Here is a 12,918-nt window from a genome sequence, read left to right on the forward strand (position 1 = left end):
TCATGGCACAAATAAAAAAGCCGGAGCAATATGCTCCGGCTTTTTGATGTCTTTAAGCAATGCTTATTTTAAAATTTTAGCAAGCTCTTCTTTAAACTCTGGCGCAATATCAGGGCGCTTCATTGCGTAAGCAACATTGGCTGCTAAGAAGCCAACCTTGGTGCCACAATCATAAGCCTCACCCTCAAACTTCACGCCTGTAAAACGCTGATCATTTGCAAGCTTCACCATAGAATCGGTCAGTTGAATTTCATTACCAGCGCCCGGCTCTTGGCTTTCAAGATAATCGAAGATCTCAGGCTGCAAGATGTAGCGGCCAGAGATAAACAGATTTGATGGTTCTTGACCCTTTGGTGGCTTTTCGACCATCTCAGTTACTTCAAAACCAGACATATCGCCTTCACCAACACCAACGACGCCGTATTTAAAGGCTTCTTCTGGCGGGCATTCTTCAACAGCGATAACATTTCCGCCGTGTTCTTCGTAAGCATTCATCATCTGCTTCAAGCAGCCCGGCTCACCATATTTCAGCATATCAGGCAGCAGTAGCGCGAATGGTTCGCGGCCAACGATTTGGCGAGCACACCATACCGCATGTCCAAGACCAAGTGGCGCTTGCTGGCGGGTAAAGCTGGTGGTTCCTGCAACTGGCAAACAAGTTGCAAGTTCAGCCAGAGCGTCCGTTTTACCGCGTTCTTTCAACGTGGTTTCAAGCTCATAATGAATATCAAAATGCTCTTCAATCGCGCCTTTATAGCGACCTGTCACAAAAACAATATGCTCAATACCAGCTTCAAATGCTTCTTCAGCCACATATTGAACAACTGGTTTATCAACAACGGTCAGCATCTCTTTCGCGATTGCCTTTGTGGCGGGCAAAAAGCGAGTTCCCATACCTGCAACAGGCAAAACAGCGGTTTTAATTTTTTGGCTCATCTAGTCAGTCCCTCTAACGGCTACCAAACAATTACACTCTAAGTTCCGGTTTCTTTACCATTCATGTCTAAAGGTGGAGTGAACAGAATTAGGAATTTTACCCAAACGTTCCAAAAGGGGTTTGAAGATGACGGTATTGGTAACAGGTGGCGGCGGTTATATTGGCAGCCATATGGTTTGGACACTTTTAGGCAAGGGCGAAAAGGTCGTTGTTTGCGACAACCTCGTCACTGGTTTTGAGTGGGCGATTGCGCCCGAAGCGAAGTTCGTCAAATGCGATATTGGCGATATGGACACGATGAAAGATGTCATCTCGGATAATAGTGTCGATTCGATTATTCACTTTGCAGGCTCCGTGGTTGTTCCTGAGTCAGTGGAAGACCCGCTCAAATATTACCGCAACAACACAGCCAACAGCCGCAACTTAATTGAAGCAGCCGTTGCAACTGGAGTTGAAAACTTCATCTTCTCCTCAACCGCTGCTGTTTATGGTTCACCAGAAGTGATGCCGGTTATGGAAGACATGCCTTTGGTGCCTGAATCGCCCTATGGCACATCAAAATTAATGACAGAGATGATGCTACGCGATGTATCAGCGGCTCACCCGCTGCGCCACGGCATTTTGCGCTACTTCAATGTAGCTGGTGCTGACCCTGAAGGACGCACAGGCCAATCGACCGCTGGTGCAACCCACCTCATCAAAGTGGCCTGTGAAGCTGCCCTTGGAAAACGAGACAGCCTCAGCGTGTTTGGTACTGATTTTAATACACATGATGGAACAGGCGTCCGCGACTATATCCATGTGACCGATTTGACGGATGCTCACTACGGCATTTTGTCTGAATTGCGCACTGGCAACCCTGGTGTCACGGTAAACTGCGGCTATGGCCAAGGCTATTCTGTTCTCGACGTTGCGAAGATCGTTAAAGAAGTCTCAGGCAAAGACTTTGAAGTGAAAATGATCGACCGTCGCCCGGGAGATGTCGGTGAAGTGGTTGCCGGAAACGGACGCATTACCGAGCTTTTAAAATGGGAGCCAAAGCACAATGATCTTCGTGAGATTGTTGAAACGGCGCTCAATTGGGAAGCAAGCATGGCCAAACGCAACAACAAATAGCTTGTTTGCGAAAAGCTAGATCCCAAGAGTATTTCTTAAAAGCCGCGCCCCAAATGGTGCGGCTTTTTGTGATTGGTTGATAAGTTTTGACTCAAAATGAGTTAATTATCCACGCAACCACAGAAGCGTGACTGTCGAAAACGCCCGTATTCTGCCATATTTAAAGGCGAATCATTTGAGATTGAGCAACTGGAGAGACCGAATGCCCTTTGCACGTTCCATTGTATTAAAAGCATTAAAACAGATGCTTATGCTGTTTGTCGTTGCCTTATTTGCAAATACGGCACAGGCCAACACCGCTTATAATAATTGGAAATCAACTTTCAAACCGCGTGCCATAGCTGCGGGCGTTAGCAGTGCATTATACGATCGATCCTTTCGCGGCCTCACTCCAGATCCAGCCATTTTAAGAGCATCGAAAAATCAGGCTGAATTCGTCAAAGCAATTTGGCAATACCTCGATTCAGCCGTATCAAAAACCCGCATCAAAAATGGCTTAAACGGCAAAGCAAACCTTGCAAGTGACCTTGCCATTATGGAAGAAAAATGGGGTGTCGATCGCAATGTCCTCATCGCAATTTGGGGCCTTGAATCATCTTACGGTCAAATTCTCAACAATCCGAAAATCGTCAAAAACGTCATCCGCTCCTTATCAACACTTGCTTTCAAAGGCGGGAAACGCGCTGAATTTTGGGATCGTGAGCTGATTGCTGCTTTAAAAATCCTGCAAAATGGCGACACCACACCTGATAAGATGACGGGCTCATGGGCTGGCGCTATGGGGCATACGCAATTCATCCCAACAACCTATCTAGCACACGCCGTTGATTACGACGGTGATGGCCGCCGCAACATTTGGGGCTCACGACAAGACGCGCTGGCCTCTGCGGCAAATTATCTCGCCGTTAGCGGCTGGGAACGCGGAAAGGGTTGGGGATATGAAGTTAAATTACCCGCCAATTTCAATTACGCCCACGCAGACGGAAAATCCCGCAAAACGCTAGCAGACTGGTCACAACTTGGCATTCAACGCGTAAATGGCGGCAGCTATCCAAGGCCTGATGACAGTGCTCGGTTATTTTTACCAGGTGGCGCAAAAGGACCAGCATTTTTGCTGCTTAAAAATTTCGACGTGATCAAACGGTACAACAATGCCGATGCCTACGCCCTCGCCATTGGCCACCTCTCCGATCGACTAAAAGGTTTTGGACCGTTCAAAGGAGCATGGCCTCGCCACCTAAAACCACTCACCCGCACCCAACGCAAAGAAATGCAAACACTGCTGACCCGCAAAGGGTTTGACACAGGTGGAATTGATGGACGCCTTGGGCCAAATTCTAGAAAAGCAATACGTAATTATCAACAGGCAATCGGTGCCGTTCCAGACGGGTTTCCGACAACAGCTTTATTGCAAAAACTCCGTTCATAAACAACGTTAGCCTTATCGAGCAAAATGGTGTGCGTGCAGAAAAAAATTAGGTTATAAACCCTATTGAGCACCAATACAGCCAATCTGGATGGCACTAACCTTTGACGCGCATATTTCGGCTTTTATCAATTCTTCTGCTTGCAGCCACTTTTATGGTTGGCGACTTTAAGGTCCCGACCCTTGATGGGCCAAGCATTGCCTATGCACAAAAGAAGAAAAAACAAGGGTTTTTCCAGAGACTTTTTGGCACGCGCAAGAAGAAAAAGAAAATCGAAACTCGTTCGGCGCCTAAAACAACAAAGAAAAAACAAAAACGCACCCGCAACAGCAACAGCAACCGCCGAGCATCAGAAGCTCGCAGCAAAGCCACCGCGGCACTTCCTAAATTGGAAGATTCAAATCGTATTCTTGTGATCGGCGATGTCACGGCAAATGCGTTATCACAGGGCCTGATTGACGCCTACAAACGAACTCCGTCAGTCACCATCACGGCCCGCGTTGACAAAGATATTGGGATAACAAGCACGAAATTTTATGACTGGCTTGATGCCTCCGATTTCACTTTTGTCGGTGAACGTGTTCGCGCCGTTGTGGTTACAATTGGTACATTCGATCGCTTTTCAATAACTCAAAACAATGAGCCCATCGCCTATGGGACAGAACAATGGGACCGCGCTTACCGCAGACGCATGGTCGATATAACGGCGCAACTTCAGTTAATGGGCGTGCCTATCATCTGGATGTTACCGCCACCCGTTATTGATGACAAAAACACGGAGAAGGCGGTCGCTATCGGCAATCTACAGACCAACAGTTTGGCAACAGCAGGCTTTCGCATTGTGAATGCCTTTGGTGGCTTTACAAACCAGCAAGGCCAGTACCGCGCACAAGGAGCAAGCCTGACAGGTGCAAGAGTTCAGCTTCGCACCTTCGATGGACTTGGTTTTACCCGTCGCGGCGCCAACAAATTCGCCTATTACGCACGCAGAGAAATAGACAGAGTCTTAGATGACACACTCGGCCTCAACTTTAGGTTAGAAGCTGGCGCGCAGAAAAAACGCCAAGCAAACCAAGTGGTAAACCTAACTCGGCCTGCTTTAAGACAAAACGCACAACTGTCAGGAAGCAACGGGCGGGTTAGCGCCTTCTTCCGCGATAGCAAAGCACGCAATTATTTTATTGAAGGCAAATCACTTAATGCACCAGTTGGCCGCGCAGATGATTTTGCATGGGGTAAAATTGCACAAAAACGCATTGATGAAGCGGCATTAAACGCATCACGAAGCCAAGACCTTCCCATCGTTCAATGGTAAGCCTTTAAAAGCGATTGAGGGCTCGTCTTAGCGCGGTAGATCTGTGCGGCCCATCAATGCCAAATCGATGGCATGAGCTGCCTGACGCCCCTCACGGATTGCCCAAACAACAAGCGACTGGCCACGGCGCACATCACCTGCAGCATAAAACCCATCGACAGATGTGCGATAGTTTAGCTCATTGGCAGCAACCGCTTTGTTGCCGCGACGGTCAACAGAGATTTCAGGATCAAAGCCTTTAAGATACGTGTTCTCATTTGGTCCCGCAAAACCAATCGCAATAAGCGCAAGGTCAGCTTTGATGAAAAACTCCGTTCCCGCAACAGGCTGACGGTTTTCATCGACCTTTGCACATTTCACATGGGTCAGTTTGCCGGTTTGACCTTTAGAAACAAATTCCAAAGTCGCCGCTTGAAACTCACGCTTTGCGCCTTCTGCTTGTGACGAAGAGGTCGTAAAGCGGGTTGGCCAATAAGGCCAAGTTGCAAGCTTATCTTCTTTTTCAGGTGCAACTGGGCGAATATCCATTTGCGTTACACTCGTTGCGCCTTGGCGGAACGATGTACCAACACAGTCAGAGGCGGTATCACCACCGCCCACAACAACAATATTTTTCGCCGTTGCTGTGATGAGATCTTCTGGAATCTCAGCTTCTTTTCCAACACGGCGGTTTTGTTGAACCAAAAACGGCATCGCGTAATTAACACCCACAAGATCCATGCCTGGGATCGCAGGATCGCGCGGCTTTTCAGCACCAGCACACAACAACACAGCATCGTGGCTCGCTTTTAATTCTTCCATTGATGTATCAACACCAATATTAGCACCAAAATGGAAAGTTGCGCCTTCTGCTTCCATCTGTTCAACGCGGCGGTCGACATGATGTTTTTCCATTTTAAAATCAGGAATACCGTAAGTCAGCAAACCACCCGCACGTGGTTCCCGCTCATAGATATGAACATCGTGACCAGCACGGGCCAATTGTTGACCGGCAGCCATGCCAGCAGGACCAGCACCAATAACGGCAACTTTTTTGCCTGTTTTAGTCTTAGGTGGCTGCGGTTTAATCCAACCGTTTTCCCAAGCTTTGTCAGCAATCGCTTGCTCTACAGTCTTGATGGATACAGGCACATCTTCCAGATTAAGCGTACAAGCCATCTCACAAGGAGCAGGACAAATGCGGCCTGTAAACTCTGGAAAATTGTTGGTTGAGTGCAGGTTGTTCGCTGCCTCTTCCCAATTGCCGTTGTAAACAAGGTCATTCCAATCTGGAATTTGGTTTTCAACTGGACAACCATTGTCGCCCTGACAGAACGGAATACCACAATCCATGCAGCGGGCTGCTTGGTTTTTGATGGAGTTCTCTGACGGCTGCAAAGTGAACTCGCGGAAATGGCGAATACGGTCAGACGCTGGCTCATACTTAAGCTCGCGACGGTCGATTTCTAAAAAGCCTGTTACTTTACCCATATTCTCAGTCCAATCCTTGCAGCAATCCTAATGTGTGTGGTGCGACTACTCAGCCGCCTCGACACCTGACAGTTTGCTATCTTCCATTTCTTGAAGTGCACGACGATATTCAACCGGCATTACCTTGACGAATTTCGGACGGAAGGTTTCCCAATTATCCAAAATCTCTTTGGCTCGCAAAGAGCCTGTATAACGCTGGTGGTTTGAGATTAACTGACGCAATCTCTCATCATCATGCTTCGTCATATTAGCAGAAACATCAACGCGGCCTTTGTGCATTAGGTCGCCACCGTGGTGGTGGATTTTCTCCAAAATATCATCTTCTTCCGGCACTGGCTCCAAATCAACCATCGCCAAATTACAACGTTGCGCGAAGGTTTTGTCTTCATCCAAAACATAAGCAACACCGCCGGACATGCCCGCTGCAAAGTTGCGTCCTGTTTGACCGATCACAACAACCACGCCGCCTGTCATATATTCACAGCCATGATCACCACAGCCTTCCACGACAGCCAAGGCGCCAGAGTTACGAACAGAGAAACGTTCGCCAGCAACACCGCTGAAATAACACTCACCTGCCGTTGCACCATACAATACAGTATTGCCAACGATAATGCTTTCAGCCGCAACAATATTGCTATCATCAGCAGGACGCACAATGATTTTGCCGCCTGAAAGACCCTTGCCGACATAGTCGTTGCCGTCACCGATCAATTCAAATGTAACACCTTGCGCCAAGAACGCACCAAACGCTTGTCCGGCTGTCCCTGTAAGGCGCACGCTGATTGTATCATCATCAAGCGGCTCATCGAAATGGCGTTTTGCGACTTCACCAGACAACATCGCACCAGCAGAGCGATCCACATTGGAAATCGCCGTACTGATACTAAGCGGCTCACGCCCAACAAGCGCTTTTTCAGCACTGGCAATCAAACGACGATCAAGAATGTCGTCGATCGGGTGGTTTTGGCGCTCAGTCCAATAAATTTCATTCGGCTCAGCTTCAACTTTGTAGAAAACGTTATCAAAGTTCAAACCGCGTGCTTTCCAATGCGCAGTCATATCGCGTTGGTCCAAAAGATCTGATTGACCGATCATTTCATCAAAATTCGTATAGCCCATCTCAGCCATGATCTGACGTACTTCTTCAGCCACATAGAAGAAATAATTGATCACATGCTCAGGCGTGCCTTTAAAGCGGCTACGCAATTCTGGGTCTTGTGTGGCGATGCCAACAGGACATGTGTTGAGGTGACATTTGCGCATCATCAAGCAACCTGCCGCAATAAGTGGCGCTGTTGAGAAGCCAAATTCATCTGCACCCAAAAGCGCACCGATAATCACATCACGACCCGTTTTCAAACCGCCATCAACCTGCAAGGCAATGCGGGAGCGAAGACCGTTTAGCACGAGTGTTTGGTGCGTTTCAGCAAGGCCCATTTCCCATGACGAACCAGCGTGTTTAAGCGATGTGAGCGGCGATGCGCCTGTACCACCATCAAACCCTGAAATCGTAATGTGATCAGCGCGCGCTTTCGCAACACCAGCAGCAACAGTACCAACGCCAACTTCAGATACGAGTTTAACCGAAATATCAGCAGCAGGGTTCACGTTCTTCAAATCGTAGATCAGCTGAGCCAAATCTTCGATTGAATAAATATCGTGGTGCGGTGGCGGAGAAATGAGGCCAACGCCTTGTGTCGAGTGCCGTGTTTTTGCAATCAACGCGTCAACCTTGTGGCCCGGCAATTGGCCGCCCTCACCCGGTTTTGCACCTTGCGCCACTTTAATCTGGATCATGTCTGAGTTGACGAGATATTCTGTCGTCACACCAAAACGACCAGAGGCAACCTGCTTAATCGCAGAACGTTCTGGGTTGCGTGATCCATCTGGCAAGTCTTCATAGCGGTCACGCTCTTCACCACCCTCACCCGTGTTCGACTTACCGCCGATACGGTTCATGGCTTTTGCAAGCGTTGTATGAGCTTCACGCGAAATAGAGCCGAAAGACATGGCGCCCGTTGAGAAGCGCTTCACAATATCAGCAACAGGTTCAACGTCATCAATAGACACAGGCTTCTTGCCGACATCTTCCGCCATTTTAATTTTGAACAGGCCGCGAATTGTGTTGAGTTTCTCGCTCTCGCCGTTCACTTCTGCCGCGAATGCTTCATATTTTGAGTAGCTCTCAGAACGCACAGCATGCTGTAGGTTTGTCACCGCTGATGGTGTCCAAGCATGGCTTTCACCGCGCTGACGGAAGGCATATTCACCGCCAACATCAAGAGCGTTTTTCAAGATTTCGACATTACCAAAAGCTGCTTGGTGACGAAGCACAGTTTCTTGTGCAACTTCTGCAAGGCCAACGCCTTCAATTGTTGTCTCAGTGCCAAAGAAGTATTTTTCAACAAACGATGTTGAAAGACCAACCGCATCAAAAATCTGCGCACCGCAATAAGACTGATAAGTCGAAATGCCCATTTTAGACATCACTTTCAAGATGCCTTTGTCGATAGATTTAATGTAGCGCTCAACAACTTCAAACTCATCCACCTCTTCAGGGAATTCACCTGACGTGTGCATTTCAGCGAGTGTTTCAAACGCAAGATAAGGGTTGATTGCTTCCGCGCCATAACCTGCAAGCGCACAGAAGTGATGCACCTCACGTGCTTCGCCTGTCTCAACAACCAGACCGACAGAGGTACGAAGACCTTTGCGGATCAAATGGTGATGAACGGCTGCTGTAAACAACAATGACGGGATAGCAATGCGGCTTGCGCTCACCAAACGGTCAGACAGAATAATGATATTCTTACCCTGATTGACTTGGTCTTCTGCTTTCAAACAAATCGCATCCAGTGCTGCGTCCATACCTTCAGCACCCTTAGAGGCGTCATAGGTACAATCAAGCGTCACCGTCTGGAATTGGTTGTCCGCGATGTCGCCAATGGTGCGCACTTTCTCAAGATCAACATCGGTCAAAATCGGCTGACGCACTTCAAGACGTTTGCGCTTTGCCATGTCTTCAAGGTTCAAAATATTCGGACGCGGGCCGATGAAAGAAACCAAGCTCATCACGATCTCTTCGCGGATTGGATCAATCGGCGGGTTCGTCACCTGCGCAAAGTTCTGCTTGAAGTAAGTAAACAGCGGCTTCGATTTATCTGACATGGCAGAAATCGGCGTATCCGTTCCCATAGAACCGATTGCTTCTTGGCCCGTTGTCGCCATTGGGGTCAACAACAGTTTCAAGTCCTCTTGGCTGTAACCAAAGGCCTGTTGACGATCAAGCAAGGCAACGCGTGATTTACGTGGATGCATATCCAACGCATCAAGGTCTTCCAAAACGATCTGTGTTTCATCAAGCCATTTACGGTAAGGCTTGGTCTTGGAAATATCTTGTTTCAACTCATCATCAGAAATGATGCGGCCTTCTTCCATATCGATCAAAAGCATCTTGCCTGGCTGCAAGCGCCATTTTTTCAAGATGCTCTTTTCTTCAACTGGCAAAGTACCCGCTTCTGACGCCATGATAATGCGATCATCATCTGTGACGATATAACGAGCAGGACGCAGGCCATTACGGTCAAGCGTTGCGCCGATTTGCAAACCATCGGTGAAAGCAACAGCGGCTGGGCCATCCCATGGCTCCATAAGAGCTGCATGGTACTCATAAAATGCACGACGCCCTTCATCCATGAGCGGGTTGCCCGCCCATGCTTCTGGGATCAACATCATCACAGCGTGTGCCATTGAATATCCACCACGCATCAAAAACTCGAGCGCGTTATCAAAACAGGCCGTATCAGATTGGCCTTCATAAGAAATTGGCCAAAGCTTACTGATGTCATCACCAAATAGCTCAGAAGACACAGAAGCTTGACGTGCCGCCATCCAGTTTACATTGCCGCGTTTGGTATTGATTTCACCGTTATGAGCGACGATCCGGTAAGGGTGAGCCAACTTCCAAGATGGGAAAGTGTTGGTTGAAAAACGCTGGTGCACCAAGGCAAGAGCCGAGTGATAGCGCGGGTCGGTCAAATCTGTGAAATAAGGGCCAAGCTGATCCGCCAAGAACATGCCTTTGTAAACAATTGTCCGCGATGAGAATGACACGGTATAAAAACCGCTTTCGCGTGCATCTGTATTTCCAAAAACTTTGTTCGATAGAATTTTACGCGCGAGATATAAAGTGCGCTCAAACACCTCAGCGTCCATCCCATCAGGTCGCGCTACGAACATTTGCATATGAATTGGCTCGGTCGAAGCAATCGACGGGTCTTTGCTCAACATTGAATTATCAACGGCCGGCAAGCGCCATCCAATGACGTCAAAGCCCGCTTCGCGCACAGCAGTCTCTGCAAGGTCGACACATGTTTCCCGCAAGGCTTCCTCGCGCGGCATAAAGATAAAGGCAACGCCGTAATCACCAGCAGCGGGAAGATCAAAATCAACCGTTTCTGCAAAAAGCTGATGCGGGATTTGTGTGAGCATACCTGCGCCATCACCCATCAATGGGTCTGCGCCAACCGCACCGCGGTGTTCAACGTTTAGAAGAATTTGCAAGCCGTCTTGCACAATAGAATGGGATTTCTCACCCTTCATGTGAGCCACAAAGCCAACACCACAAGCATCGCGTTCGCGTGCTGGGTTATAAAGGCCTTGCTTTACAGGCAAACCATTAGAGCCAAGCTTACGTTTGGCACGAGAAGACAATGCACTCGTCTCGTTCTCAACCTTCAAATCAAAGTTGTTATCCATCGTAAAACTCCTTTTAGCGCTCTTTAGCGCGGCTCGTACTTTGCCTTTCGCCAAGTGCTAAGAAAGCACAAGCGACGTAAAGGCCGTTCGGGTCGCATTCAAAAATCAAGAATGCGGCTCGTTGAGCAGACCAATTGGCCGACGCTCTTAAAATGTTCTTCGCCGAGGGTGGATACTCATCTTAAGTGAGCGTCTGACATTTAAATATGTCATCAAATTCCCTAAATGACCAAATCGATTGTCGCCAAAAGCGCCATATCAAGGTCATTCCAGACAAATGGGGGCCGCAACTCGAAGTTTCCGACCCGTCTGATCTGCATCCGGCTAAATTTAGTCAGTATTGCTGCCCTAAATTTGACGCCAAAATGCCAGATTTAACCGACCAGTGCAAGCGACTTAAAGGCAGGGCGGGTAAAACTTTCCTACAATATTGATAAGGCATTGTTTAGAGAGGCAAAAAAATAAAAAATCCCACCCCTATAAACAATAACAAGGATGGGATTCGTTGTTTACAATTAAGAAGTTACGGCGAATTTAGTTCACCGGCGCTCCTTCAATCTGCTTCGTATCGTCTGAGCCACCGCTCGCGATAGAAATTTTACGCGGTTTCATTGCCTCAGGGATCTCGCGCACCAGATCAATGTGCAAAAGTCCATTTTCCAAGGCAGCACCAACCACTTCCACATGATCAGCCACATGGAACTGACTTTTAAAGGATCGCGCGGCAATACCTTGGTGCAACACTTCAACACCTTCGCGCGTATCGTCGCCCTTGCCGCCAGTCACGGTCAAAACGGTTTCTTTAAGCTCAATATCAAGATCGCCTTGGGCAAAACCAGCAACAGCCATCGTAATGCGGTAAGCATCATCGCTGGTGCGTTCAATGTTATAAGGTGGATAGGAATTTGTTGGGGCATCTGCGGTAACACTGTCTAACAGTGAGAACAAACGGTCAAAACCAACAGAATTACGGTATAGGGGTGAATAATCAGCGTGACGCATGATTGTGTCCTTTCATAAGCGACATATTTTGATTTCAGCATCGACATCGGCGTCCATTTGGCCCACCTGCAATGCTCACAGCCCCAATCGGCGACTGCCTAGAAGATATGTGGATTTCCCATCCCAGTTTCAAGATTTTTCACAAAATTGTCGGTTTTCCACCTAAATTTTAAGAAAAAATTCAAGCTAACAAATTGAAATATATAGGAATTTAATACCTCACGATAGAATGAACGCAAACTGAACATCAAATTCTAACCTTGTTCATGCTAGTTCTCTTATTATGTCATCACCGAACAACACACTTAGTGGTCACTCACTAGGAAAAGGAAAAAGTATGTTTAAGCGCCTTTTGATTGCTGCCAGCCTTGTTGCCGCAACTCTGTCTTTTCAGGCACCTGTTCAGGCAAACGATAGTAACAATAGTATCGCAACCAGATACGGGAGCGGCGTTGGACCTCTAAAGCGCTCAGACGGCCGCAACACACTCAATATTTCGGCACGTAAAATCGGCCAAAAAACCAAGAGCTACTATACCCAGCGAAAGGCAGGCCGCACGAACCATAATCGCGCGCAAAAGGATGTTATCGTCAAGAAGTTTGGCAACTACAATCCCAAGTATCCGCAAAATGCACGCAAGCACCGCTTATCTAATAAACAACTGCGCCACCACCTAAGAGCGAAAGGCCTTCGTAATATTCGCTTTGTTGACCGCTATCACGGTGTTGCAAAAGTTGTTGCTCACAACAAACGCGGCTCTATCGCGAAGTACCGTGTAAACACACGCAACGGTCACATACTCAGTGCTCGTGTCATTCGTCACAAAAAACGTTACCGCTAAGCAAATCGGCGAAAGCTGATTAGGTTGGGACTGGCTAAATATCCATCCG

Annotated in this window: 8 protein-coding genes; 4 read left to right on the plus strand and 4 right to left on the minus strand. The window is 48.0% G+C overall.

What is annotated here, in order from left to right; genetic code table 11:
* Positions 1-63: 63 nt before the first annotated feature.
* On the minus strand, positions 64-936 hold the full coding sequence (galU, locus tag ABJO30_06860) for a UTP--glucose-1-phosphate uridylyltransferase GalU (GenBank protein ID MEP3232531.1): 873 nt from the start codon (positions 934-936) through the stop codon (positions 64-66).
* Positions 937-1,063: 127 nt separating this feature from the next.
* Between galU and galE the strand changes: the two genes are divergently transcribed.
* The 3 genes from galE to ABJO30_06875 all read left to right on the plus strand — a co-directional run bounded on the left by galE (position 1,064) and on the right by ABJO30_06875 (position 4,795).
* Positions 1,064-2,053, plus strand: coding sequence for a UDP-glucose 4-epimerase GalE (galE, locus tag ABJO30_06865; GenBank protein ID MEP3232532.1), 990 nt, complete (start codon positions 1,064-1,066; stop codon positions 2,051-2,053).
* Between the two features lie 202 nt (positions 2,054-2,255).
* Complete coding sequence (locus ABJO30_06870) at positions 2,256-3,482, plus strand: lytic murein transglycosylase (GenBank protein ID MEP3232533.1); 1,227 nt, start codon at positions 2,256-2,258, stop codon at positions 3,480-3,482.
* Positions 3,483-3,583: 101 nt separating this feature from the next.
* Positions 3,584-4,795: a hypothetical protein gene (locus ABJO30_06875; protein ID MEP3232534.1), complete on the plus strand. Its 1,212-nt coding sequence runs from the start codon at positions 3,584-3,586 to the stop codon at positions 4,793-4,795.
* A gap of 27 nt (positions 4,796-4,822) precedes the next feature.
* On the opposite strand, the gene ABJO30_06880 is transcribed toward ABJO30_06875, so the two are convergent.
* The 3 genes from ABJO30_06880 to ABJO30_06890 all read right to left on the minus strand — a co-directional run bounded on the left by ABJO30_06880 (position 4,823) and on the right by ABJO30_06890 (position 12,028).
* The gene (locus tag ABJO30_06880; GenBank protein MEP3232535.1) at positions 4,823-6,265 is read right to left on the minus strand and encodes a glutamate synthase subunit beta; all 1,443 of its coding nucleotides are present in this window, start codon (positions 6,263-6,265) and stop codon (positions 4,823-4,825) included.
* A gap of 45 nt (positions 6,266-6,310) precedes the next feature.
* Positions 6,311-11,026: a glutamate synthase large subunit gene (gene gltB / locus ABJO30_06885; protein ID MEP3232536.1), complete on the minus strand. Its 4,716-nt coding sequence runs from the start codon at positions 11,024-11,026 to the stop codon at positions 6,311-6,313.
* A 534-nt stretch (positions 11,027-11,560) separates the two neighbouring features.
* A complete protein-coding gene (locus ABJO30_06890; protein ID MEP3232537.1) occupies positions 11,561-12,028 on the minus strand; it encodes an Hsp20 family protein in 468 nt (155 codons plus the stop codon).
* A 337-nt stretch (positions 12,029-12,365) separates the two neighbouring features.
* On the opposite strand from ABJO30_06890, the gene ABJO30_06895 reads away from it, so the two are divergent.
* Positions 12,366-12,869: a hypothetical protein gene (locus tag ABJO30_06895; protein ID MEP3232538.1), complete on the plus strand. Its 504-nt coding sequence runs from the start codon at positions 12,366-12,368 to the stop codon at positions 12,867-12,869.
* Positions 12,870-12,918 lie beyond the last annotated feature (49 nt).

The sequence above is a fragment of the Hyphomicrobiales bacterium genome (assembly GCA_039973685.1).
Lineage (GTDB): Bacteria > Pseudomonadota > Alphaproteobacteria > Rhizobiales > JACESI01 > JACESI01.

Coding starts and splice junctions, on each gene's coding strand:
- galU (MEP3232531.1), bottom strand. CDS start 936: ATGAGCCAAAAAATTAAAACCGCTGTTTTGCCTGTTGCAGGTATGGGA.
- ABJO30_06895 (MEP3232538.1), top strand. CDS start 12,366: ATGTTTAAGCGCCTTTTGATTGCTGCCAGCCTTGTTGCCGCAACTCTG.
- ABJO30_06880 (MEP3232535.1), bottom strand. CDS start 6,265: ATGGGTAAAGTAACAGGCTTTTTAGAAATCGACCGTCGCGAGCTTAAG.
- gltB (MEP3232536.1), bottom strand. CDS start 11,026: ATGGATAACAACTTTGATTTGAAGGTTGAGAACGAGACGAGTGCATTG.
- ABJO30_06870 (MEP3232533.1), top strand. CDS start 2,256: ATGCCCTTTGCACGTTCCATTGTATTAAAAGCATTAAAACAGATGCTT.
- ABJO30_06890 (MEP3232537.1), bottom strand. CDS start 12,028: ATGCGTCACGCTGATTATTCACCCCTATACCGTAATTCTGTTGGTTTT.
- galE (MEP3232532.1), top strand. CDS start 1,064: ATGACGGTATTGGTAACAGGTGGCGGCGGTTATATTGGCAGCCATATG.